Source organism: Oceanobacillus chungangensis, from assembly GCF_003369565.1.
GTDB lineage: Bacteria > Bacillota > Bacilli > Bacillales > Amphibacillaceae > Oceanobacillus > Oceanobacillus chungangensis.
The window spans coordinates 1-25,898 of sequence record NZ_PIOD01000012.1 but is presented as its reverse complement, the minus strand read 5'-3'; the positions used below and the strand labels follow the sequence as shown (position 1 = coordinate 25,898).

The following is a 25,898-nucleotide window of genomic DNA, read 5'->3' as shown; positions in this document are numbered from 1 at the left end:
CGGAATAATACTGTTAACCTGCTAATAACAATGGAATTCCAATTGCTAAACCGATAATAATGAGAATAATAATCCATGCTAACGGTCTTGCTAAATTTATTGTCCAGCCAATACCGAACCGCTTTTCTAACATAAAAGCAGGATCATTTTTATTGTAATAAAACTGACCAAGCTTCCAGTATTTGTCGTCATCACGATCGATCACATTGCCATTCTTTCCCATTTGGCTTTTTACACGACTCCCACCTTGACCGGTAGTGATAGAGAGAACGATTGCCCAGATAATCATGATAAAGCTAAATAGAAGCGGGACGATTGTTATTACTTGTTGATTGATTGGATAGATGAACGATAACTGAATAAAAGAGAACATGACTGTTAATAATGTCCCAGTGACAATGATATACAGAGACCATCTCCGTCTGAAAATGATGTTTTGGCGCATCGATTCTTCCGGTTTTTCTGCATTGATTTGCTGCTTTGATTTTGCAATCATCGTATTAACGAATAAGAATAACAGCATTAAATACAACTGCATGATTGGCATGGATAGAACGGAGCGATATGATTTATCCACCCAATTCGTAACTTCACCGGTAAAGTTATACTGCATTGGTATTTGTTCTGGTATTAGGTCATAGCGCTGGAACGTAATGATGATCACTGCGATGCTAATGACAAAAGAAATAAGGAACCAATAATTCGAGTGGGTTAGCCTTTGATTTCTGAAGCCTGTATTGATGAATACTTGCTGTGATTTATTGATTGCCCAATTTGAGTTTTTCTTTAAGACTTTCATGCGGCGATGGAATGTTAAATAAATGATAAAGCTAACAATAATATAAAAAACGATACCAATGGTTAGCAGGATACTAAATGATTGTTCGTCATTTACTACTGTCAGACCTAAGAAGCTGAACATCAACAATATAATGAAACTAAGCATGCCTGTTAAAAAAAGATAGTTTTTCCTCATAGATTTTAGTTGCTTACTGCTGTATATTTCCTCAGGGATAGTCACACCAAAGCTTTCGGTTTTTCTTGTTAAATAAGGTGTAAGCATCATCATCAGAAAAACAGGAATAAAAATGGCAAGTAATAATAGTAATGGCATTGTATTCATTTTTTCTCACCTTCCTCTTTAAATTCGTTAAATAATTCTTTACAAATCTGTAAAAACTCTTCCTCCTCTATGCCGCGACAAATCGAGGCAGCAATGAGGGGGCGGATGTTTGCTCTTAAACTTTGCTTGTATTCCTCATCAGCTTTTGGTGGACCTTCCGGGTTAATTACAACCCCTTTTTGACGATGAATTAAAATATATCCATCCTGTTTTAACAGCTGGTAAACCTTATTCACGGTATGAAGATTAATTCCGATATCAGATGCTAATGATCGAACAGACGGCAGCGGATCACCGGGGCTAATTCTACCTTTAGCGATTCCCTCAATAATTTGATGTTGTAATTGAATGTATATAGGCTCCGATGATTCAAGATTAATATTAAGAAACATTTCATTCACCTCCTTATATACTTATTCTATCTGTTATATTCATAATATAACAGATAGAATTGAAAAGCAATAGAAGAATTAGAAAATTTTTACGAATGATTTTCTAATAATCAGGTCATGGATTAATATGTTAATATACGATAATTATAAAAGGAGATGTATTCATGATTGCTCTAGAAAACATATATGACTTGTCTGTGCTCCTATTGGTTATATGCTCGCTCGTGTATTTTATGCACTTGCGGAAAATGAAGCGGGAAAGAGGGCTTACTTCGCTTGAATTTACGATGTATATCTTAACTTATCTCAGTTATTTTCTTTGGGCTGGAAGTAGTTTATTAATACTTCTTTCGAAATAATAAAAGTGAAACGCCATAAAGGAGTTTCACTTTTTTAAACTTATTATCCATATGTAATGGATACGATTGTTTATCAGGTTTAGCTGCGGCTGCCTCTTTGTGATAATTGTTCATAGATGCGATCTGCACGTTTAAATTCCTTTTGATAATTTACTTCCTGTGTTTTGGATAAGTATTTTAACCGGCGATTTTCTTTGAACTTGCTCATCTGATCATCCCTTCCATTTTAGAAATAGAATCTCCTAATTGAGTATTTTTATACGGTGAATTGGGAAGTTGCGAAAAACTACTTTATAAGGTTGAAGTTTGATCAGTGCAGTGGGAAAAGAGGGGGGCTTTAGATAGAGTACGACTAAGTTGGAGAGAAGAGAGCTCAGACCAGTCGCTCCGAAAATACACTACGCTTTCCGCGGGGAGCTGTTGAGCCTTCTTGTGCTGTCGCACATCGTAGTATCACCTAGGCTCTTCTTCCAGCAGGACAAGGAAAGCTTCGGCAGCGTTACATCGCACGAAGAAAATAGACCTTTATTTTCGAGGAGTCTTCGTGTATTTTCTCCGCTGGGTAAGTGCAAGATCTAACATAAAAGAGAGGCTTATCCTGCAGACTATAGACCTTGTTTGTAAAATAAAAGTTCTAAGTTGAATTATAACTTCCCTATAGCTCTACAGCCAACATTTTTACTAGTTCACACGCTACATCAACTTTAAGTATCAACTGCAATCAAAAAGACTGCCGAAAGTTTTCCGACAGTCTACAATATTTATTATTGATTACGATACTTCTTCATCAGTAGCAACTACTTGCTCAGCATTAAATTGCTGGTAGCTCAAGTATTGTTCTTTTGTAATGACGAATAGATCATAAATATCACCATTTGCATTAATCTCTTGATAAACTTCAGGATAGAATTCATTTCCAAGTGATACATATGGAAGTTTTAATACTGCTTTAAGTGAGCGAGTATTTGTCTTACGGATTTTCATAAAAATCCCTTCAATATCATGGGAAAAGAATAACTCATTGAAAAATTGATCCTTTGCAGGGCGATTGTATCCTTTGCCGAAATAAGGCTGGCCAATCCAGGTTGCTAAAAATCCGTGCTTATCCTGAATATCAAATAAATTAATCGTGCCAATCGGCTGCAAGTACTCGTCTAATATCGTACGTGAAATTAATTCGCCATTTGCCTCTGCTTCAATTGTCTTTTTTGTAAGGAAATAAAATTCATCTGTTGTTTCTGCTTTATGTCTAACATAGGGAAATACATCTGGATGCGTCATCAATTCAAATAGAACTGGCACCTCATGTAAGTCACGCATTTTTAGCATAAAAATACCCTCCTTATTTCCAGGCGGGTATTCTAAATTTCCAATTAGGAATTTAGTAAGTGACCCACCCACGAATTTTTATTATAGATTTCAACAAAAATTCGGGGTGGGAATCGAACCCACTAGAACCAGTACATACTGGTGGCGCACCATTTGCCTTCCCTATTTAATTCTTCGTTTTCTCTGATACGTTTCAATTCATCTCTTTCGTATTTTGATACTATCATTCTACAATTTTTTTTCCAAAAAGGGAATCATTTTTTTGTTAATTTTTATAGAATTTTTTTTACATACAAAATGCATTTGAGTCATCATTTAATTCAGACAAAATATTGTATGTTGAAGGTTTATCTGAGGTGATTAAATGTTTGAATTCATGTTACTTTCTAAGTAGACTATGAAAGTATTTTAACTATTATATACAAATTTGACTACGTCATGTTGAAGAACAGTGTTGCATCCGAGACAGGCGTTTGTACTTATTATCTGTTATATTATGAGAAAGGGGTGGAATAATTGCATAAGATCACTCGAATCACTACACAAAAGAAAAGTAAGGATCGCTATAATATATATTTGGATGATGGTAAAGGTGAAAAGTATGGCTTCAGTGTGGATGAAACGGTATTAATTGAATTCCATTTACGAAAGAATCTCGAGCTTGATGCTGAGATGATTGCATTGCTAATAAAGAAAGATACTTTACATAAATCGTATAACCAAGCAATCCATTTTTTAAGCTTCCGGATGCGAACGAAAAAAGAAGTTTATGATTATTTAGTTAAAAAAGAAACAGAAGCCGAGCATATTAAAGAAATTATTAATAAATTGCTTGAAAATAAACTAATTGACGATAAGTTATTTGCTGAGATGTTCGTTCGTACACGTATAAATACAACATCAAAAGGGCCGATGTTAATTAAGAAGGAGCTCATTGAAAAAGGGGTAGTGGCTAGTATTGCAAATGAGGCTGTACAAGCATACCCGTATGAGGTTCAATTTGAAAAGATTTCAAAATGGGCGGAGAAGAAACTAAATCTAAAGAAAAAGGAATCCTTCAAGAAGCAAATTCAGCAGCTGCAAGTGACATTAATTCAAAAAGGATTTACCCAGGATGTAATAAAAGATGCACTGGCGGAAATTCATGAAGAGAAGGATGAAGATGAGGAATGGAATGCAATCGTCTTTCAAGGTGAGAAATTAGTAAATAAGCATCGAAGGAAATTCGAGGGATTTGAACTCCGTAATAAAGTAAAGGAAAGCTTATATCGTAAGGGCTTCTCAATTGAACTGATTAATCGCTTCTTAGATGAAAGTATGGATGAGTCAATGAATAATTGATAAGATAGAAAGAGACAAGGGGGAAGGGAAATGAATTATCGATATAGTGATTATTCTATTGAGCAGTTATATCGGGAGATTGGGGTATTAAAAGAAAAAGCGCAGAAGGCCGAGCAGCTAGGAAATGTTTCGGAGGTTCAAATTAACGAACGAAAAATGCAAGTTGCAATGGCATATACGATGAATCCTGAAGGGTTCAAAGTTGAAGAAGTTTATGAATTAAAAATGGAAGCAGGATATACGTTTAAGATAAATTATATTAATGGTGTGTTCGCATGGGGTCAACGAATCAATTTACTTGGTGACGTATTTGAGAATGTTGAAGCACTACCAATATCATTACTTGGGAAGAAAATTAGTTAAGAACAAAAGCGCAAGCACCAGTATGACATGGATTCTCCTGTCAAAGGAACATAATGCTATAAAAAACCGGCAGACCTATTGATAGGTTTGCCGGTTTCACTTATATTTGGTAATCTTCAACGAATAATTTACGCTGTAATTTATGTTCGGAAAAAATCCAGCCTGTATAGGAGCTCATAATATTCATATGTTTATCGATTTTTACAACTGCAACAAATGGGTAGTATTCTTTTGAACGATATCGTAAATCAATGAAACGAACTTCTGTATAATGGTCATATTCATTGATTTCCCAACGATATACGGGGGAGAAGTTTAGAAATGATGCGATATTATTATCTTCCTTTGCGACATCCATTATTGTTAGGTCAGGTAATGGAACCTTAGAGTATTCATCAAGAATTTCAATATGTCCATTTATTGCCGTGCCAACATAGAATCGATCTTCTGTTGTTATTGCGACCCGCCAATAATTTTGTTTCAGTGTTGGTGATGTTGCAATGGCTAGTGTATTTGGATAGTACTCTTTGATTTTCTTAACGATTTCTCTTTTATCCATATATCGCTTGATGTAATATAGAACAATGACAGAATAAATCGTCATCCAAGTATAACCTGGATGAGCACCTAATACCCATGCAAAGATTCCAACAACATTCAGTAAGAAAATGTATGGATCAAACGTATTTATAAAGCCAAAGGCAATCCAATTATTTGAAAATGGACGGAAGGCCTGTGTCCCATAAGCATTAAATAAATCTACAAATACGTGGATAATAACTGCTAATGCAGTCCAAAGCCATAAATGTAGGAAGCTTGCCTCAGGTACGAATAAGTGAATAATTCCCGATATTAACAGTCCCCACAAAACAATTGCAGGAATGGAATGGGATATTCCACGATGATGCCTTATATAGGTGGCATTACTTTTTAATTTGAAAATAGTATCGAAGTCTGGGGCATGTGAACCTATGATTGTTCCAACTAATACTGCATGAAACAATGTTGGATCACTTTGTACAACTGGATCTATTGTTGCAAGTCCTCCTAGTGCAATACCCATTACAATATGTGTTCCGGTATCCATTCACAGGGTCCTCCTTGAACATGCCTTTACTGCCAGAACGGCAAAAGGCACAATATTTTCAGAAATAGTGTACAATGTTATATTGCTTATATTATCTGCTATTTTATTAAAGAATATTATACAGTATTTTATACCAGAAAAAAGTTTTATCTAATTGTATCATAAAGGAAGTGCAATTATGAATGAAGAAGTTCTAACTGAGTTTAATAAACAACAATTCCAGCAAGATTTACTTTCCTGGTATTATCAACATAAACGAGATCTCCCTTGGCGACAAGATCAAGATCCATATAAAGTCTGGGTGTCAGAGATTATGCTTCAACAAACAAAGGTCGACACCGTTATCCCTTATTTTTATCGGTTTATTGATAAGTATCCAACTGTGTACGATTTAGCAGCAGCAGATGAACAAGAAGTACTGAAAGCGTGGGAAGGGTTAGGATACTATTCCCGTGCTAAGAATTTACAAACAGCTGTAAGAGAAGTTGTGGCATCTTATGGTGGGGTAGTACCCGCAAACCCTAAGGAACTAGGGTCATTGAAGGGGATTGGCCCATATACTAGGGGAGCTATTCTATCAATCGCATATAATCAGCCAGAGCCTGCAGTAGATGGTAATGTCATGCGTGTAATCTCCCGGATATTAAAAATAGAAGAAGATATTGCCAAAGTGAAAACTAGAAATATAATTGAAAAAGAGGTTCGTGAAATCATTTCTAAGGACGATCCTGCCTCATTTAATCAAGCAATCATGGATCTCGGTTCATCCATCTGTACCCCTAAGGCACCAGCTTGTACGTTCTGTCCAATTCAGGAACATTGCAGGGCATATGCAGACGGGGTGCAGGATGAATTGCCAATTAAATCTAAAGCGAAAAAACAAAAGAAAATCCCTTATATTGCATTATTAATAAAGAACGAAAATAATGAATATGTTATTGAGCAACGGCAGGATAGTGGGTTATTAGCTAATCTCTGGCAGTTTCCGATGGTGCCAATTGATGAAGTTGGCAGGAAGGATTTAGAAAACTGGGTATTCAGTGAATATGGTCTAAAAGTAAAAATAAAGGAGCATAAAGGAAATCTGAAGCATGTATTTTCCCATATCATCTGGCAGCTGGAAATATATGAAGCAGAAACTATAAATGTTGCTTCAGAAGATCAGAGATTAAGGTTTGTGAATATTCATGAAATAAAGGGATATCCCTTTCCTGTATCTCATCAGAAAATGATGAAATATTTATCTGAATAATAATAGGAAACAAGGTTCTCAAATTTAATGAGGCCTTGTTTTTCGTTTATGGATATCTTTTTAAAAATAAAGGGATAACAAATTAATATTTGGATAAATTAATTATTGCGGAGGTGATATTGATGGCTAAAAAAGCTAACAAAACAGCTGCAGGTACGAGCGTACAACATGTGAAGCAACAAAACCAACAAGCAGCCCAAGGACAAGGACAGTACGGTACAGAGTTTGCTTCTGAGACAGACGCTCAAGAAGTAAGAAGACGAAACCAGCAATCTCAAGCAAAAAAGAAGTAAATACCTAGGTCTATATAATGAAAGAGAAAAGAGTTTCCCTAATTACAGGGAGGCTCTTTTCTCTTTAAATGAATATCTTCTATACAATTTAAAGTAGTTTCCCTTTATATTTCCAATCTTTGCCTATATAATAAATGCAAGATTATTATTGGGATTAATTATATAGAAAGGAAGATTGGATGGTTGCTCCAAAAGCGGGTTTGAATATGCAGATCCAAAGCTATAAGCATAATGGGCAACTTCATCGGATATGGGAAAATACAATAGTATTGAAAGGAACCGAAACGGTCGTGATTGGCGCGAATGACAAAACTCCAGTAATTGAGAGTGATGGAAGAACCTGGATAACTAGAGAACCGGCAATTTGCTATTTTCATTCTAAGTATTGGTTTAATATCATTGCGATGATTCGCGAGGACGGCATACATTATTACTGTAATATTAGTTCTCCCTTTGTGTATGATGAAGAGGCACTAAAATATATTGATTATGACTTAGATCTTAAAGTTTTTCCTGATATGACATATAAAATTTTAGATGAAGACGAATATGATAAACATAAGAGGGAAATGAACTACCCTCGAGTATTGGACAGGATTTTGCATAATAATATGGAACAATTAATTAAAGTTGTAAGGCAAAGAAAAGGACCATTTGCACCTGATTTTGTCGATAGCTGGTACGAGCGATTCCTGACCTATCGCTAAACCTAGGAAGCCTAATCCTTGTTATTAACAATAGCAGGGATTTTCTATATGATTGTTATTAGAGTGGTGAGATATATTATGGCCTGTCCACCGCTGCAATCACTATCGCAAAACCAGATTAGTTGTTAGTAATCATACTATACTAAAAGAAGAGATACGAGTCTAAAGTAATTTAAAAAGAGGAAGGTTATATTTGAGTAGTGTAAAGCAATATATGAAGTTCGTAAAACCGTATAAATGGCGGATTTTCTGGACAATTTTAGTAGGAATTATTAAGTTCGGAATACCACTGCTGATGCCGTTGATTTTAAAATATGTAATCGATAATATTATTAACGCAGATGCGATGACAGATTCTGAAAAGTTAAATGAATTGTTTTGGATAATGGGGATTTCGTTTCTAGTTTTTCTAGTACTACGACCACCGATTGAATATATACGACAGTATTTAGCACAGTGGGTGGGAAATAAAATCCTTTACGATATTAGGGATAGGTTGTTCGATCATATCCAAAAATTAAGCTTAAAATTCTATTCTTCGACAAAAACCGGCGAAATAATTTCCCGGGTAATAAATGATGTCGAACAAACGAAAAACTTCGTAATTACTGGCTTAATGAATATATGGTTGGATTTAGTGACAATTCTTATTGCAATTGGAATTATGCTAACAATGGATGTTAGCTTGACGATTGTTTCTATTATCTTATTCCCATTGTTTGGTTTTTCTATTAAGTACTTTTTTAGTAGATTACGTCGATTGACAAAGGAAAGATCGCAAGCTTTGGCGGAAGTGCAAGGGCATTTACATGAACGAGTACAAGGAATCCCTGTGACGAGAAGTTTTGCATTAGAAGAATATGAACAAGGTCAATTCAAAAAAAGGAATGATAAATTTTTACAGAAATCCGTCGAGCATACCGATTGGAACGCTAGGACGTTTGCAGTAACTAATACGATTACAGATTTAGCGCCGCTTCTTGTAATTGCCTTTGCTGCATATCAAGTAATTAATTTAAATGTCAGTATTGGTACAATGGTTGCATTTATCGGTTATTTGGAGAGAGTATACAGCCCACTAAGAAGGTTGATCAACTCTTCAACGACGCTTGTCCAATCGATTGCATCCATTGATCGTGTCATGGAATTTATGAACGAAAAATATGATGTTGTCGATAAGGAAAATGCAATAGAGCTTGGCCGTGTGGAAGGTGCTGTGAAAATAGAAAATGTTTCATTTAAATACACGGAAGATGAGGCGCTTATTCTGAAAGATGTCTCTCTCGATGTGAAAAAGGGCGAGACGATTGCCTTTGTCGGCATGAGCGGCGGAGGGAAATCAACATTAATAAGCTTACTCCCAAGGTTCTATGATGTAACGAGTGGTTCGATTAAGATCGATGGAGTGGATATTCGTGATGTTAAAGCTCGATCATTGCGAAGTAATATCGGCATGGTTCTTCAAGATAATATTTTATTCAGTGAGTCGATAGCGGTAAATATAAGAATGGGAAATCCAGAAGCAACAGATGAGGAAGTTATGGAGGCAGCAAAAGCTGCAAATGCGCATCAATTTATTGAAAAACTCGCCTTTGGATACGACACTCTAGTCGGTGAACGTGGTGTGAAGCTTTCAGGAGGACAAAAGCAACGAATTGCAATTGCTCGTGTGTTTTTGAAAAATCCACCTCTTATGATATTTGATGAAGCAACCTCTGCACTTGATTTAGAAAGTGAGCATAGTATTCAGCAAACATTAGAAAAGCTAGCATCCGATCGTACAACGTTTATTGTTGCCCACCGATTAGCAACAATTACCCATGCAGACCGAATTGTAGTCATTGAAAATGGGGAAATAACAGAGCTGGGTTCACATGAGGAATTAATGCAGAAACAGGGTAGCTATTATGATTTATATCAAGTTCAGAATCTTGATGGTGGAAAATAAAACTGGATTGATTATACAGACAAAAAGGGATCGTTCACATCATGGTGAACGATCCCTTTTATATCTAGTTTATTCAGCTGCCATTACTTCAAAAGCATGTCCGACTGCATCTATCGTTTGGTCGATATCTGCTTCGGTATGTTCGGTTGTTAAGAACCACGCTTCATATTTAGAAGGTGCTAAGTTAATGCCTTGGTTTAACATTAATTTGAAGAAGCGACCAAATGCTTCACCATCTGTTGCTTCTGCTTGCTCATAATTGGTGATTGTTCCTTCACCAAAGAATACGGTAAGTGCACCACGAAGGCGATTAACAGTAATGGAAATACCGTGCACTAATGCTTTTTCTAAAATACCCTTTTCTAATTTCTCCCCGAGACGATCTAGTTTTTCATAGACGCCTTCCCCGGCAAGTACTTCTAAGCAAGCGATACCTGCTGCCATGGAAGCAGGATTTCCTGCCATTGTACCAGCTTGGTATGCAGGCCCTAATGGTGCAACCTGTTCCATGATTTCCTTACGACCACCATATGCGCCAATTGGTAAGCCGCCGCCAATAATTTTACCCATTGCTGTCATATCGGGCTCAACGCCATAAAGCTGTTGAGCACTTCCGTATGTGAAGCGGAAAGCCGTAATAACTTCATCATAAATAACGAGTGCACCAGCTTGGTGAGTTAAATCATTCACACCTTGAAGGAATCCTTCATGTGGCTCAACAATTCCGAAATTTCCTACAATAGGTTCAACTAATACTGCAGCAATTTGATCTCCCCATTTATCAAGAGCTTCTTTATATGCATCCAAATCGTTGAAAGGAACTGTGATCACATCAGCTGCAGTTGATGCTGGAACTCCAGCAGAATCCGGTGTACCTAAAGTGGAGGGACCAGAACCAGCTTGGACTAATACTGCATCGAAATGGCCGTGATAGCTTCCTGCAAATTTAATGATTTTCGTACGTCCAGTGTATGCACGTGCTACGCGAACAGTTGTCATTACTGCTTCTGTACCTGAGTTGTTGAAACGGACCTTTTCTAAAGAAGGGATTGCTTCTTTTAACATTTTCGCAAATTTGTTTTCTAATTGGGTAGGTGTACCATACAAAACACCATTTGTTGCAGCATGTTTAATCGCTTCTGCAATATGTGGATGATTAAATCCAGTAATAATTGGGCCATATGCTGCTAAGTAATCGATATATTTATTGCCATCGACATCATAAAAGTATGCTCCGTCTCCGCGTTCCATATATACAGGCGATCCACCGCCTACTGCTTTATATGCACGTGATGGTGAATTCACACCACCAACAATATGCTCAAGTGCTTCTTTATGTAGTTCTTCAGATTTTGAAAAATTCATCTGTTAAAAACCTCCTAGATTAATAAAACTCTACTACTTAATATAACAAAAATAGGAAAAAATTACGATGGATAGCTAATTGGGCTAATTTTTAAAATGTGTATATGAGGCTGTTTATAAGAGTGTGTTGTTTTGTTTTTCAGACTAAGGATGGTCATGAATAATTGGTGTAAACTGCGGATCAGAAAAAATTGTAATTAAAATCTGGATGGGAGTTCTATTTACAAGAGTCTCCATTCCTTCCGCCAAATCAATTACTATCATTATTAGGTTTACCATTTCTAGTTACCGCACAACACCAGCTCCTCGCGGAAAGCGAAGTGTATTTCTGGAGCGACCGGTCTGAGAGCCCTTAGCAGATTACACTAGTACGGAGTTTATATCTATATCGACAACCAATTATAATAAGCCCAGAAAAAAGAAAGACAAGCTTCAAGGAATAGTTGCATATAATGTATTTATCGGAGTTAAAAGGAGAATAGCGATGAATATTATTCCTTGGTTTGTCTTTGTTATCGTCTGTATACTTATTTATATTAGTATTCGTGCATTTATTCGAGGAGAAATATCCTCTGTACGTTTGGAAATGAGAGATAGCCGATTTTCTGGTGAACTATTTATCGTATTGTTAATTACGTATAGCCTTGTTATTTTGGGCTTTGGCATGATTTATTTTATCCTATCGTTCCAAGGAATCATTCTAGTAGAAGATGGAGAACTTCGGCAAGTTAGTATCCTTGGTTCAATCATCCATTCAATTTATTTCAGCGGAGTAACGATGCTTACTATCGGCTATGGTGATATTACGCCAATAGGTATTGGGAGATTGATAGCATTAATTGAAGCTTTGATTGGCTATATTTTACCAACTGCATTTGTGATGCGATTATTTCAAATTGGTTCACGAAGTAGAGACAAATGATACAAGTATGATAGACTGACGGTATTGACTAGATGGAGGGAATCAATATGACAGTAGAAGTTGGTAAACTAGTAAAAGATTTCACTTTACCGAATCAAGATGGTGAGAGTGTAAGCTTATCAGATTATAAAGGGAAAAATGTTGTACTCTATTTTTACCCGAAAGATATGACACCTGGATGCACGACTGAGGCATGTGACTTCCGTGACCAGCATGAAAGCTTTCTGGGGCTTGATGCAGTAATTATTGGGATAAGTCCAGACCCAGCCGACAGTCATCAGAAGTTTATTGGAAAGTATGACTTGCCATTTTTGCTGCTAGCAGATGAAAATCATAAGGTTGCCGAAGAATTCGATGTATGGCAGCTGAAAAATAATTTTGGTAGAGAATACTATGGCGTCGTGCGTTCTACGTTTATTATCGATAAAGAAGGAAAGCTACAGAAGGAATATCGTAAAGTTAAAGTAGAAGGCCATGTTGAAGAAGCTCTTGCATTCATTCGCGAGAATCTAGCATAAGTATTGAAGGAAAAAACAGTCCAAATTGTAACGGGTCCGGTTTTGGAGTGCAAAAAGTAAATAAACATCAATAAAAGGGGTGCTATTAGCATCCCTTTTAGCATAGTAAATAACTATATAACCACACCTTTTTTGGTAGTAAGATTGTAGAAGAGTTCGGTTTTTAGTTACTTATGTTAAATTGGATATAGGTAATTATGAAATTTCAGTTATTAAATTAAAGGGGGGAGGTTAGTGCAATAAGCATTGTTTGTTTAACTCAGATGGGAAGAGGAGTAGAAATGAGGATCCTTTACTAACGATTTGTTCGTTGTTTTATCATCTGGCTTTGAAATAATGTTTGATTCTCTATAAGAAAGAACGATAATTTATATAAAAGTTTGATAAAATGTTATTATAAATTGAGATTGTGAACTATAAATGGTCGGGGTGGAGATTTAATGAATAACGATTCTTATAATATTGTCGTGCATGTTGTCAATTTAATCCTATTGGGGGCTATAGGTTTTCTCGTGTTTTTTTCTGTGGTAAATATTAGCCCAGCCCAAGACCCCATCGGTGACATGTTTAGATTCGGTCATACAGTTTTCCTGCTCGTCATGTGGGCAGTTAATTACTGGTTTCAATACAAGAAGAAAAAATGGATTCTACCATTAGCCGGAACCATCCTTTACGTCGCCATCGCTTTGTTAGTCATGGGGATTGTTTCGCCATTCCTACGCAACATGATAGAAGCTCAGTTCTAATTGCATTAACTGTGCGATCATCAAAGAAGGAGAAGCACCCTTTGTTGCAGATTTAATAGGAGGAATATAATGACTCAAAAATTAAGTAAATTAAAATTATGGATTCCATTGTTACTATTGCTCATTAATATAATCTTATTTTCCTTTACAGTGGAGGAGTTAATAGATGCCTCAGAACCAAACTACGGGGGAGGATTTAAGTTATTAACACCTGTATTTGGTTTGATTTCTTTCTTTTATATTAGAAAATATTTAGCAGATACGAATAGGGTTTTGATATGGGTTTTACAGGGTTTGAATTGGTTTTTTATTATACTTCCTGTAGCTGTCATTATTATTTTTATGTTAGCTTTTATTTAAGTAAATGGTGCATTCCTGAAAGAAAGGCGATGCATTCAATGATGTATTGTTTTTAAATATAAAGCTTTTAATTTTGGGCTTTCTTTGACTATAAGTGGGTTTGTAATGATATTTTTTGCTAGAATTATATCCGATGCAGCTTTTTTGGGAGTAGCAACTGATATAGGTATTTATGATAGTAGTGCTTATTATATACCTTTGCATTTTTAATTATTGGTTTGCCTTTTGTTATTATTATTCCATTCATTTGTTTTTCTAGAAGGAGTAAAAAATAAGGGTCGTATTTTGATTTTGACCATCAACTTCAACATCGATAAACCTTGAAAAAACGACCTAAACAAACTGGTGCAATAGTTATATTTACAGAAGCGAGGTGAAAAAATGACTCATTACTATTATTTAGCATCGGACAAGAAAATGGAGTTAGGTAATGGGTCAATTGATTACTTGGAAACAGACGAAATTATTCCTGGATTCGATTATCCAGTTCAATTAGAAATAATGAATGGTTTAGAAAAAGAATGTGAGTTACGAGAACTATTACAGTATATTCGTAATCACACTGTACCTTTTAAAGTTTGTACTGTGCAAATAGCTAACTTAATAAATTCGAATAAAGTTGAACTGAAAGTACGAGAAGAATCCAAAATATTGCTTCACGAGATTGTCAATCCAAAACAGCTTTTATTAGAGGAAGGGCATTTGTTGACAATTAAAAAGGTGCCATATTTTAAGTGAAAATCTTAAACTCTTATATCGCTAACTGGTGCGATTATTAAACAAGGTAATCATTAAATTTGATTGCCTTTTTATTCTGGAAAAATTCTACTTAAAGAGCGAAATGGATAGTTATTAAACAAACGGGTGGTTCAATAGAGCAGTCGCTTTTTGTGGTAATACAGCAGTAGAGTGGAAAAATGTTGAAACTTTTTTAAAGTAATTTCACTCTAATAAGCAGAAAGGAGGTCAATTTGATGAATGAACTTAAACTGATTAAAAAGGCGATAAAGGGAAACAAGGAATGTTTAGAGGAACTTCTTGTTTTACACAGGGACCAATTGTACCGTAGCGCCTACTTATATGTTCGTAATCGTGAAGATGCTCTGGATGTTGTCCAAGAGACATCTTACAGAGCCTTTTTATCGATTGGACAATTAAAAAATGAAAAGTTCTTTTTAACTTGGCTAACAAAAATACTTATAAACTGTTCGTATGATGTGTTAAAAAAGAGAAAGAATGAATTACCTTTAAACAATATGGTCGAGTTTACAGGAGATAGAAGGGAGAAAAGAGTAGAGAACATAGACTTATTAGAGGGAATAAATAGGCTGAATGAAAAACATAAAAATGCAATTATTCTTTTTTATTTTCACGATCTACCTATAAGTGAAGTAGCTAAAGTAATGAACATACCTGAAAATACGGTGAAAACTTATTTGAGTAGAGGGAAAAAACGATTAAAAGAATTGTTAGGAGGATTGAACAATAATGGAGAGAAAATCACTGCGAGAAGTATATGAGGAGATTGAAGTACCTAAGGATGAAGTTTTAGATGCTATAAGGACTGGAAAGGAACGTGCTAGTCAAGATATACATAAAAATAAAATAGTTCCAATAAAGTTTGTATGGTCGACTGTTGCGGCTGCAGCTATCATTGTGTCTTCGAGTTTCATTTCTCCTTCACTATCCCATGTAATGGCAGAAGTACCCTTGTTAGGAAATGTGTATACTGCTTTTAATGATGCTGTAGGTAGAAGTTTACAGTCTCAAGATTTGATAACAGAGTTGAATAAAACTTCCAGTTATAAAGGTGTAGATGTAACGATTACAAATGCATATTATGATGGAGCTGTTGTAGGTGTTACTTTTTCTGTAAATGGAGATGTAAGAACAGATGAAGATGGTAGAATCCAAGGGTTTTATAAAATATTTGATGGTAAAGATAACATTTCTGACAGTAAAGAAGTAGTATACATGGAGCCGTCAGATAATGGCTATATAGGGCATATACAATTAAGCTATCCAAAAACAGAATTACCTCCAGAAACTTCTTTCCCACTTGAATTTAAGAGGATAGGTGAAAAGGAAGGAAGTTGGAGTTTTGATGTACCTATAAACCAATTACCATATGAGACAGTAAATGTTGATAAAGGAACTAAAAATGAGGATGCAGAAATAAATGTTCATTTCGATTCAGTTATAGAAGGTAAAGCATCAACTGCAATTAACTATTCAGCTACTTTTCCGATTGAAGGGAAATATGATCAAGTACGACTAGAGGCTTATGATGACCAAGGTAGAGAAATCCATATATCTACAGATGGAATGGACCTAGGAACTATCGAAGAAAATAATAAAGTTATTGTTAACGGCAGGAGTATTATTCCGGAGTCACTTAATGGGAAAACGAGTTATATAGAGGTTCTGCCTAAAGTAGTATTAAGTGAACCTGATTATTTTGTTAAATTAGATGATGCAACTCCTGTTGAAATTAATGCTGCAAGGCAAGATTTAGCTGTTGAAATCGAAAATATCACCGTTCAAGATAAGAGTGTTACATTTGATTTTCAAATAAATAATGGTAACAAAATGAACCAAGACTTCTTGTTTCTAAGCGAATTTGCTCGTAATAATTTCATACTGGTTAAAGAATCAGAAAAAGATATTTATAAGGAGTCGATAAAACATTCCATTGAAGTAATTAATAAAGATAACTTACGCTTTTCAAGCACATTTGATATTAGTAAAATTAATGATTTCAACTTAAAGGACTATGTAATAAGAATTAATATAGGAACATTGAGTTCGAATACTCCTGTTGAGTTTGAAAAAGTTAAAATTGATTTGAATTAAATAGAAAATCTTTAAAAGGCAACCATAATTCAATGATGGTTGCCATTCTTAGAATACAGTGTTTAAATTTAAGGGGGGTATCATTAATTAGCTAAAGTAAGGTTTAGTGGTTTTGTGAATGATTACACTGAAGCTAATTGGTGCGATATAAAAATGGGAAATAGGGGATGATTGAGTGAAATATTGGTTAATGTCTTTAGGCATATCTTTAACCATTATTTTTGGCGGAGGGTTTCTTATTCGTCTTTTTCGAGATGGGGATTTCTACATTGCGGAATTTACCGGAGGAATTATAGGCATTAATTTATTATTGATTAGGTTATTTATTACTAAGAAAAATAGTAAAACAGATGATGTCTTATTCAAGTAACGAGTGCTTTAGTTAAACTAGGCAATCATTGAATTGATTGTCTATTATTTTGGTAAAGGAATTGGAATGTTATGCTATTATGGATTTACAAAAGATCTTTAGCTAACACAGAATTAAGGTTTGGTTAATCAAATAAAAATAGAGTAGGTAATGCCTTTGGAATATATCACAACACAATTAATAATGATTGCATTATTTATCTTAATCATTCATTCAATCGAAACTTTAGCATATTCCGTACGTTTATCAGGTGCAAGGGTGAAACTATTAGCATCGGCTCTTTCCCTATTTAACGTGATGGTAATGGTTTCAAGATTAGCGAATATGATGCAACAGCCTTTTACAGGAAGTTTGATAGATAATGCACCAAAAGAAAATGCTTTAGAATTCGTTGCTGGTCAATATCGAATTCTAATTGCTTCTGCAACATTAGGAACAATTATTGGTCTACTTTTGTTACCGACATTTATTGCTATTTTTTCGAGGGCAATCATTCATTTAGCAGAAGAACGTGGGTCTATTCCTGCGTTATTAAAAAAAGGGCTTACTATACCTTTCTTAAAACGTGCAAAAAAGCATATTCATTTACCGAGGTATTCTTATTTAAAAGATATGAACTGGCGAGATATACCGATCAAATTATTTTGCACTAATATGCTGATTACAGCTATTTATACAATAGGAGTATTATCAGCACTATATGCAGCATTGCTTGCACCTGAGCGAGCGACAACAGCTGTAATGGCATCGGGTTTAATTAATGGTGTAGCCACAATCTTACTCATTGTCTTTATTGACCCTAAAATTTCAATCCTTGCAGATGATGTGATTAACCAAAAGGGAAGCTATGTTAGTTTAAAAAGTGCATCTATTATGATGGTGACATCAAGATTATTAGGAACATTGTTAGCACAAGTGTTATTCATTCCAGGTGCGAAGTATATTGCTTGGTTTACTCAGTACATTGTGTAGTTAAGAAAATACATATTTTAGCGAACCTAAGATAACTGAAGGGGACTTGTGAAGAAATGTACTTACACTAATTGGTGCGTTAGTTGAATCAGCAAAACAATAATGAATTAATAATAACTTGATTAACTAAGCTATAATTGTATCCTTTTTCTATCTAAATTGGCTGATCTTTATATTGCTAATTCCATTACCGATTACTTTTTAACCATGATAAATTAATAAAAATAGAGGTATTTATTCATTTACGAATAGTACCTCTATTTCATTTACCTTTTCATATTTTGTGATTCAAAACCGAACCTGTTATCCAAATTGGGCTGTTTTTTTATGAAAAGTAATATAGCGACTCATTGAAGAATAAGATGTAGTACTAGCATTACTACTTTCTAAAATGGGGTGATTTAATTGGAAATGCAAGAGCTTGTTCGTTCTAGAGTTGAAGCTAGATTATCTACTAGAAAACGTAAAGTTACGTATGTTGTGATCAAACGAGTTACTGATATTGTTATTAGCTTTTCCTTGCTATTACTATTTTCCCCTTTACTATGGTTTATCAGTTATCGATTACAAAAAAAAGAAGGGGCACCTATTTTTGATAGAAATACATGTATTGGCAAAGGAGGAGATTCTTTCATTATGTATAGCTTCCGAATAATGACGAATCCATCGATGGTCATTCGCTCAATACCTTTAAATCCCGAACTAGCAGTATATTCATCAAGAAGCACATCATCATGTATCCTCACACCAACTGGCATATGGCTAAAACGATATCATCTATATATGCTTCCACGACTATGGAATGTTTTAAAGGGAGAAATGAGTCTTGTTGGACCAACGCCTAATATAATAGAGGGGTATAAATCTAGTCTCAATCGGTTACAAGTAAAACCGGGTATTACAGGATATGCTCAAGTATTTGGAAATAAGGAGTCTAGTGAACAATTTAGGAAGAATGCAGATCAATTTTATATCGAAAACTGTTCGTATAAATTGGACTTGATCCTACTATTGCAAGCGCTTAAAAAATTTTTTAAGAATAATCCTAAATCTTTCTAGTTTTCAATTAGATAGAATTCCGATACTATTAGGATATTAGTAATAGGAGGGAATTCGATGATCTTATTTTCTGCAAAGATATCCGGGAAGTATCAAGATGCGCTAAAACAGCAATTTCCACATCAACAATTTGTTTTCAGTAATCCGGATGATATAACAAATTATATTAGTGATGCTGAAGTTTTCGTTACATACGGGGACGATGTAAATACAAATCTGATTACAGAAGCAATAAATCTTAAATGGGTTGCGAGTCTTTCAGCAGGTGTTGAAGGTTCACCTTTTCAATTGATGAAAGAAAAGGGAATTTTGTTTACAAACTCAAGGGGCATTCACAAGATTCAAATGGCTGAATATGCAATTTCCATGCTTTTACAAGTATATCGTCAAAGTAATGTGGTCCGTACAAATGAAATTAACCATAAGTGGGATAAGTCTGTTCGCATGCAAGAAATAACTGGAAAAACGATGTTGATTGCAGGTACGGGAGCAATTGGTGAAGAAGTTGCTCGACTTGCAAAAGCTTTTCAAATGAAAACCATCGGAATATCAAGAAGTGGTCGAAAGGTAGAAAACTTCGATGAAAATTATCCAATTGATGATTTAGACCAGCTGCTTCCTAATGTAGACTTTGTTGTATCGGTGCTTCCGAGTACAGACGATACAAAGGGGATTTTTGCGTCTAAGCAATTTAAAGCGCTACCGAATCATGCTGTCTTTTTAAATATGGGACGCGGCGATGCTGTTATTGACGAGGATTTATTGCAAGCGATTAAAGATAATGAAATTGCTCATGCTGTTTTAGATGTATTCAATGAAGAACCATTACCAACGGGTCATGCCTTCTGGGAAGAAGAGAAGATAACGATAACGCCACATATTTCAGCAATGTCGCCAAATTACGTACCTAGGGCATTGGAAATATTTACTACAAATTTACAAACATATGTAACAGGTCAAGGTGAGTATATTAATGTTATCGATCCTAATAGGGGGTATTAAAATTGCGGATTTATACTCGTTCAGGTGATAAAGGAAAAACATCACTAATTTATGGGGAACGTGTTCCGAAAAACGACTTGCGTGTAGAAGCATATGGTATATGTGATGAAGCAAATTCAATGATTGGCCTGGCATTAAGCTTTCTTGATGATGTAGATTGGGATGGAAAGGCGGAGTTTCAAGAGAAAATGCACCGCGTCCAGACGATTATTTTCCATGCAGGATCAGAACTCGCTACACCAAAAGATAAAGAAGTAACATGGAAACTCAAACAGGAGCATATACAAGAATTAGAAGATCAAATTGATGAATGGGATGCCCAATTAGAGCCATTAAAGAATTTTATTTTGCCATCGGGACATCGTGCGTCAAGTTCCCTTCATATGGCAAGGACAATAGTGAGGAGAGCCGAACGAACTGCGGTTTCTTTAGGGGAAGAGCTAGAGAATTCCCTTGTCTGTCCGTATTTAAATCGCTTGTCAGATTTTCTATTCGTTGCTGCAAGGTTTGTAAACAAAAATCTAAGTGGCGATGAAAAACCGTTAATCGTTGATATATAATTGCTGTTTACAACTTCTGGAAAAGTACTATTATTGACAGAATGCTACTAATGAAGGTACACTAATTATAAAGATTATAAACTGATAATATTGTTAGATTTGAATAAATATTGAAAGAGAGGTGGATGACCGTGTCTGAAAAGCGTTTACGTCAAGCGATTGATACATTAAAGGAATCAGGCGTTCGGATCACGCCACAACGTCATGCTGTTCTTGAATATCTTCTAACTTCTATGGTTCATCCAACTGCGGATGAAATATATAAAGCATTGGAAAGTAAATTCCCAAATATGAGTGTAGCTACAGTCTATAATAATCTACGTGTATTGCGGGAAGTAGGTCTTGTTCGTGAGTTAACATATGGTGATGCATCAAGCAGATTTGATTGTAATACGACAGAGCATTATCACATCATATGCAACGAATGCGGAAAGATTGTTGATTTCCAATATCCATCCTTACATGAAGTAGAGTCTTTAGCAGAGCAAGTGACAGGATTTAATGTCAGCCATCATCGCTTAGAAATTTATGGAACATGTGACGATTGTAAACATGTTGCAACAGCAAAACATTAAAAAATCCAAATGCAGAAAGTTGCATTTGGATTTTTTTGATAGGCTTATCAATAGTCTCACTTAGGAAAAGTCCTATTTATGTAATAATCTTCAGTTTCAATCTTATTTTATAGCATCCTTGCCTTTTGCATAGCGACGGGTATTATATTTCTCATCGAATTCCTTACCCTCTAAACTCTTATCCATCGTTAATGGCTGTTTACAATGCATACAAGCATCAACACGCCCTAGCATTTTCGTATGCTTATCGCAGCTTGGACAAATTACAGGCACAGCCTTTAAGGAAAGCGAGCCAATCCATACGTAAACAACACAACTAAGCAGTACCATCAATACTCCCAAAATAAAAAATATCACCATTAACCATTCCACTTTTCTAGTTAAGAGCCCTACGTACATTAACAGAATTCCAGCAAAAACTAAAATTAATGCAAAAGATCGTATTTTATTTATCTTACTCGAATAGACTAACCTCTGCTCAGCCATGTTCTTCCTCCTTATTATTCCCTTGTAGTATAGCATATTTCGCTAATATTTTGTTTATTTGCAATCAAATTTATCCCAGGATGTTTCAGTCAGCTGATTTCGTAAATATTTGCATCAATTGAGAAAATGTTGGGGAATTTTGTAAACAAATCACTCATTTATAAGAGTACTTATTCTATCAAAAGTTTAACACCTTTTTGTTTAGACTTTCTACACAAAAACTGTCGTCCTATCAGTAATAGAATCAATATACCCAAATCCAAACTGCCCTCTTTTCCAGTTAGCGCAGATAGGTTCAATGTTTATGAAAGAACAAAGCGGGGGAATACATACTATAACAACCAACTAGAAAGATTCCACAATTAAAGGAGAGGACATAAACATGGAAAAGAAAGTTCTATTCATCTCTGATCATGGCGACCCGCTTGCAAAGTTAGGTGGAAAACAATCAGGTGGTCAAAATAATTATGTAAAACAGCTTGCTCTCGCTCTTGAGAAAAGAGGAGTCAATATAGATGTAGTTACCCATTGGAGTAATCCGGAAGCCCCACATATCGAGAAATTCGGAAAAAATTGCCGAGTAATTCGAATTGCAGCTGGTCACAAAGGCTATATTGCAAAAAATGATATGTATCCTCTATTACCTGCATTCTTTCAAGAGATGAAAGATACATTACCACTTCACACATATAATATTATTCACTCTAATTACTGGCTCTCTGGTTTACTAGCTTTATTTGTTAAGAGAAGCTATAATATCCCGATTGTTCATACATCTCACTCACTAGGTATTGCCAAGAAGAAGGCAACAGGGAAAGAGGAGACGAAGCGTATGGAAGCTGAGAAGGCGATTCTTAGAAAGGCTGACTGCGTAATTGCAACAACCCAAAATGAAAAAGAATTAATTCATAGCTTTGCAGGTTCAAAAGCTAAAGTGGAAGTTGCCGCAATTGGAGTAGACAGTGCATTCCATCCATATGAAAAGAAAAGACGTCAATATCTCCCAACTTTCTCATTTGCAGGTAGACTTGAGGAGACAAAAGGAATTTATACACTGCTTGATGCTTTTAAATTACTTAGCAAGGAATCTGATAAGCAGGCAAGGTTAATTATTGCCGGTGGAGACGAAAGTGATTTTGATCCAGCTACCCACATGCCAGTTAAAGAGGAATTGAGAAAGGCTATTAATGGAATAGAGAACAATGTTGATTTCCTAGGACCGAAAACACAGGAGGAACTTGCAGAATTATTTAATGAATCCACTGCAGTTATTGTCCCATCTTATTATGAATCATTTGGAATGGTCGCTGCGGAGGCGCAGGCATGCGGAACGCCAGTGATTGCATCAAGTGTTGGTGGATTGAATGATGTAGTTGCAGATGGAATATCTGGTCTTCATACAGAACCAAAGAATGCTACAAAATTATTTAAAGTGATGAAGAAAATATCTCGTGATAAATTACTAGCAAGAAGGCTTGGTAAGCAGGCCGCTGAACGTGCAAATCATATATTTAATTGGACAACCATTGCTAAAGAAATTGATCAGGCGTACGAGGAGTTGATGCATGTTCATGATTACGCATTTGTTAGCGACAGATCTTGATGGAACGCTCGTTGGTGATCCAACCGCATTAAAAGAATTAATTGGTTATTATGAGGGATTGCCATATGAAGTAAATCTTGTTTATATAACTGGGAGGTATCGGAGTTCCGCATTATCACTTATCCAATCTGAAGGACTACCGAAACCAACGGTACTTGTGACAGATGTTGGGACAAGTATCTATACCGGAAGTGAGATGGATTTGGATAAAGAATGGGAAGGGATGATGAAGAGAAACTGGGAGCCCGAAGCTATTCGGGAGGTTGCATCACGATTTCCAAGCATTTCTTTGCAACAGTTGCCGGATGACAGACGTGTATCATTTGAAGTGAAAGATGATCCGGAAGCTGTAGAGGATTTTAAGCTAGCTTTGGATGAAGCTGGTATCACACATAAGTTCATCTATAGTTCAGGGCGTGACATTGATATCCTTCCAAAAGGGAGTGGTAAGGGGCAGGCGCTCCATTATGTTGTTGAGAAATATGCCGGAATAGAAACGAAAATACTCGTGGCAGGTGACTCTGGAAACGACTTGGATATGCTTACTTTAGGTTATCCTTCCGTTATCGTAGCAAATGCTCAAAAGGAACTCGCAGAATGTAAAGAGAATCCTAAAATATTTCATGCCACAAAGGATTGTGCGGGAGGTATTCACGAAGCATGGTTACATTTTTATGGGGAAATGGCAAAACAGTTTTAAAATATTTCAATACTAAATAATACAATATATAATTAGAGCAGAAGGAGCTAAATACTCTTTTCTGCTCTAAAATTATTTTGTGTGATAAAAAGGTATTTTGTATAAGTATATCGAAATGGTATTATTGTAAGAAACTTTATTGTAGCAGTAATGACAGGAATGGAGGAAATCGAGTAGTGGAAAATTTCCTAAGACCGATTTATCAAGAGCGTGCAAGCAATCAGAATACAAAAGGAATAGCGATGATAGAAAAAACATCACAACATAGCTCTTTAACGGATAGCTTTGATATCATTATGATAATCATTGTGACGGATGTAGATCAAGCTTGGCAAGTAAAGCACTATGAATTTGAAGGAAAGACAGCGGCATTACATATAGTAAGAGAAGACATATTAATGAATTGGATTGATACGAGCGGTTATCGAACAGCTGTTGAGTGGATTATCGAAGGACAAATCGTCTTTGACCGAAATGAATATATGAATAATTTAAGAAATCAGCTTAGAGAATTTCCAAATACAAAGAGGGACCTGCGAAAAGCAATTGAATTTGGCAAGCTAATCAAGAGTTATTCCGAGGCTAAAAATCTTTTTGAAGTGGGGGATTTTAAAGATGCCCATAGTAAAATTATGAATTCGCTCCTTCATTTAGCCAGATTAGCTGTAATTGAAAAAGGTTATTACCCGGAAGTAACCGTATGGAGTCAAGTGAAGAAAATAGATCTAGAGGTATATAAATTATATGAAGAATTTATCGAAAGCAATGAGGAGATTACTAAGAAGGTAGAATTAATGATACTTGCAATGGAGTACGTTATTAGCAACCGGGCGAAGGTTTCAGTAAATCATTTATTAAAGATTATGCAAACGAAAGATTCAGCATGGTCATTTGCAGAGTTAACGAACGAGGAAACGAGACCGTATAGGTTAGATTTAGCTGCAGTCATTTCTTACCTTGCTGAAAAAGAAATAATTGAAATTGTTCTCGAACCGACAAAAGGAATTGATATATATCAGCGTAAATATAAAATTAAGAACTAAATAATCACCATATTATATATCAGCATAAAGTACAATATAATATTTCAATCAAATACGGGCGCGATAATCCGATTTCAATTAAATTAATTAAACTGGATTATGCGCTTTATTGATTAATAAATTATTTTCGTTGTTACAGACTATATAATAAGAAGAAAAATTTCAAAGTGTTCCTTCAGAAAATAACTGTTTAATTTTTTTATAAAAATCGTTGACGAAATAAATTAACCATGGTACATTAATAAACGTCGCTGAAACGAAACAACTTAACGACAAAAAGCAAAAGAAAAAACTTGTTGACATTTTAATTACAAGTGTGTTACATTAATAAAGTCGCTGCTTTACGAAGTGACAATAAAATTTGCTCTTTGAAAACTGAACAAAACAACCAGTATGTCAATGAAGAGAAACTTGTTTTCTTTTCAACAAAAAAAGAAGTTAACACTTCTTAAAGCTTGAGACTTATGGAATTGATTGGTGTCAATTTTATTTCAAACACTTTATTGGAGAGTTTGATCTTGGCTCAGGACGAACGCTGGCGGCGTGCCTAATACATGCAAGTCGAGCGCA

General features: G+C 35.4%; 29 protein-coding genes and 1 rRNA gene. 23 read left to right on the top strand and 7 right to left on the bottom strand.

Translation table 11 applies throughout. From position 1 onward, the window contains the following. Positions 1 to 13: 13 nt before the first annotated feature. From CWR45_RS12130 to CWR45_RS12110, 4 genes are all read right to left on the bottom strand, one after another. Complete coding sequence (locus tag CWR45_RS12130) at positions 14 to 1,123, bottom strand: DUF1648 domain-containing protein (protein ID WP_115750136.1); 1,110 nt, start codon at positions 1,121 to 1,123, stop codon at positions 14 to 16. Then, a complete protein-coding gene (locus tag CWR45_RS12125) occupies positions 1,120 to 1,515 on the bottom strand; it encodes a GntR family transcriptional regulator (protein ID WP_115750135.1) in 396 nt (131 codons plus the stop codon). Before CWR45_RS12125 ends, CWR45_RS12130 begins: the two co-directional genes overlap by 4 nt. Positions 1,516 to 1,953: 438 nt before the next feature. Continuing rightward, on the bottom strand, positions 1,954 to 2,082 hold the full coding sequence (locus tag CWR45_RS12115) for a YfhE family protein (protein ID WP_115750133.1): 129 nt from the start codon (positions 2,080 to 2,082) through the stop codon (positions 1,954 to 1,956). A gap of 563 nt (positions 2,083 to 2,645) precedes the next feature. Next, complete coding sequence (locus CWR45_RS12110) at positions 2,646 to 3,203, bottom strand: GNAT family N-acetyltransferase (protein ID WP_115750132.1); 558 nt, start codon at positions 3,201 to 3,203, stop codon at positions 2,646 to 2,648. 516 nt (positions 3,204 to 3,719) lie between these two features. On the opposite strand from CWR45_RS12110, the gene recX reads away from it, so the two are divergent. Both recX and CWR45_RS12100 read left to right on the top strand, forming a co-directional pair. After that, a complete protein-coding gene (gene recX, locus CWR45_RS12105) occupies positions 3,720 to 4,544 on the top strand; it encodes a recombination regulator RecX (protein WP_115750131.1) in 825 nt (274 codons plus the stop codon). 30 nt (positions 4,545 to 4,574) lie between these two features. Further along, positions 4,575 to 4,907: a YfhH family protein gene (locus CWR45_RS12100; RefSeq protein ID WP_115750130.1), complete on the top strand. Its 333-nt coding sequence runs from the start codon at positions 4,575 to 4,577 to the stop codon at positions 4,905 to 4,907. Positions 4,908 to 5,007: 100 nt separating this feature from the next. Here CWR45_RS12100 and CWR45_RS12095 read toward each other — a convergent pair whose 3' ends face one another. Then, a complete protein-coding gene (locus CWR45_RS12095; RefSeq protein ID WP_115750129.1) occupies positions 5,008 to 5,994 on the bottom strand; it encodes a metal-dependent hydrolase in 987 nt (328 codons plus the stop codon). Positions 5,995 to 6,172: 178 nt separating this feature from the next. On the opposite strand from CWR45_RS12095, the gene mutY reads away from it, so the two are divergent. The 4 genes from mutY to CWR45_RS12075 all read left to right on the top strand — a co-directional run bounded on the left by mutY (position 6,173) and on the right by CWR45_RS12075 (position 10,194). Continuing rightward, positions 6,173 to 7,246 carry an A/G-specific adenine glycosylase gene (gene mutY, locus CWR45_RS12090; protein ID WP_115750128.1) on the top strand — a complete coding sequence of 358 codons (1,074 nt, stop codon included), beginning with the start codon at positions 6,173 to 6,175 and terminating at the stop codon, positions 7,244 to 7,246. Positions 7,247 to 7,368: 122 nt separating this feature from the next. After that, on the top strand, positions 7,369 to 7,539 hold the full coding sequence (locus CWR45_RS12085; RefSeq protein WP_115750127.1) for a gamma-type small acid-soluble spore protein: 171 nt from the start codon (positions 7,369 to 7,371) through the stop codon (positions 7,537 to 7,539). Positions 7,540 to 7,718: 179 nt separating this feature from the next. Then, positions 7,719 to 8,246, top strand: coding sequence for a nucleoside tri-diphosphate phosphatase (ntdP, locus tag CWR45_RS12080; RefSeq protein ID WP_115750126.1), 528 nt, complete (start codon positions 7,719 to 7,721; stop codon positions 8,244 to 8,246). Between the two features lie 193 nt (positions 8,247 to 8,439). Then, complete coding sequence (locus CWR45_RS12075) at positions 8,440 to 10,194, top strand: ABC transporter ATP-binding protein (protein WP_115750125.1); 1,755 nt, start codon at positions 8,440 to 8,442, stop codon at positions 10,192 to 10,194. A 69-nt stretch (positions 10,195 to 10,263) separates the two neighbouring features. On the opposite strand, the gene CWR45_RS12070 is transcribed toward CWR45_RS12075, so the two are convergent. Continuing rightward, the gene (locus CWR45_RS12070) at positions 10,264 to 11,559 is read right to left on the bottom strand and encodes a glutamate-1-semialdehyde 2,1-aminomutase (RefSeq protein ID WP_115750124.1); all 1,296 of its coding nucleotides are present in this window, start codon (positions 11,557 to 11,559) and stop codon (positions 10,264 to 10,266) included. A 484-nt stretch (positions 11,560 to 12,043) separates the two neighbouring features. Between CWR45_RS12070 and CWR45_RS12065 the strand changes: the two genes are divergently transcribed. The 13 genes from CWR45_RS12065 to perR all read left to right on the top strand — a co-directional run bounded on the left by CWR45_RS12065 (position 12,044) and on the right by perR (position 21,496). After that, positions 12,044 to 12,481 (top strand): potassium channel family protein, encoded by a 438-nt coding sequence (locus CWR45_RS12065; protein ID WP_115750123.1) that lies wholly within the window; start codon positions 12,044 to 12,046, stop codon positions 12,479 to 12,481. Between the two features lie 47 nt (positions 12,482 to 12,528). Continuing rightward, positions 12,529 to 12,999 carry a thioredoxin-dependent thiol peroxidase gene (bcp, locus tag CWR45_RS12060; protein WP_115750122.1) on the top strand — a complete coding sequence of 157 codons (471 nt, stop codon included), beginning with the start codon at positions 12,529 to 12,531 and terminating at the stop codon, positions 12,997 to 12,999. Positions 13,000 to 13,439: 440 nt separating this feature from the next. Then, on the top strand, positions 13,440 to 13,745 hold the full coding sequence (locus CWR45_RS12055) for a hypothetical protein (protein WP_115750121.1): 306 nt from the start codon (positions 13,440 to 13,442) through the stop codon (positions 13,743 to 13,745). A gap of 69 nt (positions 13,746 to 13,814) precedes the next feature. Beyond that, positions 13,815 to 14,105 carry a hypothetical protein gene (locus tag CWR45_RS12050; RefSeq protein WP_115750120.1) on the top strand — a complete coding sequence of 97 codons (291 nt, stop codon included), beginning with the start codon at positions 13,815 to 13,817 and terminating at the stop codon, positions 14,103 to 14,105. Positions 14,106 to 14,486: 381 nt separating this feature from the next. Beyond that, positions 14,487 to 14,843, top strand: a complete 357-nt coding sequence (locus CWR45_RS12045; RefSeq protein ID WP_115750119.1) for a hypothetical protein — start codon at positions 14,487 to 14,489, stop codon at positions 14,841 to 14,843. 236 nt (positions 14,844 to 15,079) lie between these two features. Further along, on the top strand, positions 15,080 to 15,625 hold the full coding sequence (locus tag CWR45_RS12040; RefSeq protein WP_115750118.1) for a sigma-70 family RNA polymerase sigma factor: 546 nt from the start codon (positions 15,080 to 15,082) through the stop codon (positions 15,623 to 15,625). After that, positions 15,594 to 16,958: a DUF4179 domain-containing protein gene (locus tag CWR45_RS12035; protein ID WP_115750117.1), complete on the top strand. Its 1,365-nt coding sequence runs from the start codon at positions 15,594 to 15,596 to the stop codon at positions 16,956 to 16,958. The genes CWR45_RS12040 and CWR45_RS12035 overlap by 32 nt, the downstream gene beginning before the upstream one ends. A gap of 175 nt (positions 16,959 to 17,133) precedes the next feature. After that, a complete protein-coding gene (locus CWR45_RS12030) occupies positions 17,134 to 17,328 on the top strand; it encodes a hypothetical protein (protein WP_115750116.1) in 195 nt (64 codons plus the stop codon). A gap of 183 nt (positions 17,329 to 17,511) precedes the next feature. Further along, positions 17,512 to 18,300: a lipid II flippase Amj family protein gene (locus tag CWR45_RS12025; RefSeq protein WP_115750149.1), complete on the top strand. Its 789-nt coding sequence runs from the start codon at positions 17,512 to 17,514 to the stop codon at positions 18,298 to 18,300. A gap of 411 nt (positions 18,301 to 18,711) precedes the next feature. Next, positions 18,712 to 19,359 (top strand): sugar transferase, encoded by a 648-nt coding sequence (locus CWR45_RS12020; RefSeq protein WP_245975416.1) that lies wholly within the window; start codon positions 18,712 to 18,714, stop codon positions 19,357 to 19,359. Between the two features lie 57 nt (positions 19,360 to 19,416). After that, positions 19,417 to 20,361 (top strand): D-2-hydroxyacid dehydrogenase, encoded by a 945-nt coding sequence (locus CWR45_RS12015; protein ID WP_115750114.1) that lies wholly within the window; start codon positions 19,417 to 19,419, stop codon positions 20,359 to 20,361. A gap of 2 nt (positions 20,362 to 20,363) precedes the next feature. After that, positions 20,364 to 20,921 (top strand): cob(I)yrinic acid a,c-diamide adenosyltransferase, encoded by a 558-nt coding sequence (locus tag CWR45_RS12010; protein ID WP_115750113.1) that lies wholly within the window; start codon positions 20,364 to 20,366, stop codon positions 20,919 to 20,921. Between the two features lie 125 nt (positions 20,922 to 21,046). After that, on the top strand, positions 21,047 to 21,496 hold the full coding sequence (perR, locus tag CWR45_RS12005) for a peroxide-responsive transcriptional repressor PerR (protein WP_425453623.1): 450 nt from the start codon (positions 21,047 to 21,049) through the stop codon (positions 21,494 to 21,496). 102 nt (positions 21,497 to 21,598) lie between these two features. Here the strand turns inward: perR and CWR45_RS12000 are convergent, their stop codons facing one another. Continuing rightward, on the bottom strand, positions 21,599 to 21,982 hold the full coding sequence (locus CWR45_RS12000) for a YgzB family protein (RefSeq protein ID WP_115750111.1): 384 nt from the start codon (positions 21,980 to 21,982) through the stop codon (positions 21,599 to 21,601). Positions 21,983 to 22,364: 382 nt separating this feature from the next. Here CWR45_RS12000 and CWR45_RS11995 point away from each other — a divergent pair, with 382 nt between their 5' ends. The 4 genes from CWR45_RS11995 to CWR45_RS11980 all read left to right on the top strand — a co-directional run. Next, positions 22,365 to 23,585 carry a glycosyltransferase gene (locus tag CWR45_RS11995; protein WP_115750110.1) on the top strand — a complete coding sequence of 407 codons (1,221 nt, stop codon included), beginning with the start codon at positions 22,365 to 22,367 and terminating at the stop codon, positions 23,583 to 23,585. Further along, positions 23,548 to 24,285, top strand: coding sequence for an HAD-IIB family hydrolase (locus tag CWR45_RS11990; protein WP_170138851.1), 738 nt, complete (start codon positions 23,548 to 23,550; stop codon positions 24,283 to 24,285). Before CWR45_RS11995 ends, CWR45_RS11990 begins: the two co-directional genes overlap by 38 nt. A 176-nt stretch (positions 24,286 to 24,461) precedes the next feature. Then, positions 24,462 to 25,328 (top strand): nucleotidyltransferase-like protein, encoded by an 867-nt coding sequence (locus tag CWR45_RS11985; protein ID WP_115750109.1) that lies wholly within the window; start codon positions 24,462 to 24,464, stop codon positions 25,326 to 25,328. Positions 25,329 to 25,828: 500 nt separating this feature from the next. Next, positions 25,829 to 25,898, top strand: a 16S ribosomal RNA gene (locus CWR45_RS11980); the annotation flags it as partial.

What these genes read in the sequence shown, in the direction of transcription:
- CWR45_RS12130 (WP_115750136.1), bottom strand. Translation starts at nt 1,123, where the DNA reads ATGAATACAATGCCATTACTATTATTACTTGCCATTTTTATTCCTGTT.
- CWR45_RS12125 (WP_115750135.1), bottom strand. Translation starts at nt 1,515, where the DNA reads ATGTTTCTTAATATTAATCTTGAATCATCGGAGCCTATATACATTCAA.
- CWR45_RS12115 (WP_115750133.1), bottom strand. Translation starts at nt 2,082, where the DNA reads ATGAGCAAGTTCAAAGAAAATCGCCGGTTAAAATACTTATCCAAAACA.
- CWR45_RS12110 (WP_115750132.1), bottom strand. Translation starts at nt 3,203, where the DNA reads ATGCTAAAAATGCGTGACTTACATGAGGTGCCAGTTCTATTTGAATTG.
- CWR45_RS12100 (WP_115750130.1), top strand. Translation starts at nt 4,575, where the DNA reads ATGAATTATCGATATAGTGATTATTCTATTGAGCAGTTATATCGGGAG.
- CWR45_RS12095 (WP_115750129.1), bottom strand. Translation starts at nt 5,994, where the DNA reads ATGGATACCGGAACACATATTGTAATGGGTATTGCACTAGGAGGACTT.
- mutY (WP_115750128.1), top strand. Translation starts at nt 6,173, where the DNA reads ATGAATGAAGAAGTTCTAACTGAGTTTAATAAACAACAATTCCAGCAA.
- CWR45_RS12085 (WP_115750127.1), top strand. Translation starts at nt 7,369, where the DNA reads ATGGCTAAAAAAGCTAACAAAACAGCTGCAGGTACGAGCGTACAACAT.
- ntdP (WP_115750126.1), top strand. Translation starts at nt 7,719, where the DNA reads ATGGTTGCTCCAAAAGCGGGTTTGAATATGCAGATCCAAAGCTATAAG.
- CWR45_RS12070 (WP_115750124.1), bottom strand. Translation starts at nt 11,559, where the DNA reads ATGAATTTTTCAAAATCTGAAGAACTACATAAAGAAGCACTTGAGCAT.
- CWR45_RS12065 (WP_115750123.1), top strand. Translation starts at nt 12,044, where the DNA reads ATGAATATTATTCCTTGGTTTGTCTTTGTTATCGTCTGTATACTTATT.
- bcp (WP_115750122.1), top strand. Translation starts at nt 12,529, where the DNA reads ATGACAGTAGAAGTTGGTAAACTAGTAAAAGATTTCACTTTACCGAAT.
- CWR45_RS12055 (WP_115750121.1), top strand. Translation starts at nt 13,440, where the DNA reads ATGAATAACGATTCTTATAATATTGTCGTGCATGTTGTCAATTTAATC.
- CWR45_RS12050 (WP_115750120.1), top strand. Translation starts at nt 13,815, where the DNA reads ATGACTCAAAAATTAAGTAAATTAAAATTATGGATTCCATTGTTACTA.
- CWR45_RS12045 (WP_115750119.1), top strand. Translation starts at nt 14,487, where the DNA reads ATGACTCATTACTATTATTTAGCATCGGACAAGAAAATGGAGTTAGGT.
- CWR45_RS12040 (WP_115750118.1), top strand. Translation starts at nt 15,080, where the DNA reads ATGAATGAACTTAAACTGATTAAAAAGGCGATAAAGGGAAACAAGGAA.
- CWR45_RS12035 (WP_115750117.1), top strand. Translation starts at nt 15,594, where the DNA reads ATGGAGAGAAAATCACTGCGAGAAGTATATGAGGAGATTGAAGTACCT.
- CWR45_RS12025 (WP_115750149.1), top strand. Translation starts at nt 17,512, where the DNA reads ATGATTGCATTATTTATCTTAATCATTCATTCAATCGAAACTTTAGCA.
- CWR45_RS12020 (WP_245975416.1), top strand. Translation starts at nt 18,712, where the DNA reads ATGCAAGAGCTTGTTCGTTCTAGAGTTGAAGCTAGATTATCTACTAGA.
- CWR45_RS12015 (WP_115750114.1), top strand. Translation starts at nt 19,417, where the DNA reads ATGATCTTATTTTCTGCAAAGATATCCGGGAAGTATCAAGATGCGCTA.
- perR (WP_425453623.1), top strand. Translation starts at nt 21,047, where the DNA reads ATGACCGTGTCTGAAAAGCGTTTACGTCAAGCGATTGATACATTAAAG.
- CWR45_RS12000 (WP_115750111.1), bottom strand. Translation starts at nt 21,982, where the DNA reads ATGGCTGAGCAGAGGTTAGTCTATTCGAGTAAGATAAATAAAATACGA.
- CWR45_RS11995 (WP_115750110.1), top strand. Translation starts at nt 22,365, where the DNA reads ATGGAAAAGAAAGTTCTATTCATCTCTGATCATGGCGACCCGCTTGCA.
- CWR45_RS11990 (WP_170138851.1), top strand. Translation starts at nt 23,548, where the DNA reads ATGTTCATGATTACGCATTTGTTAGCGACAGATCTTGATGGAACGCTC.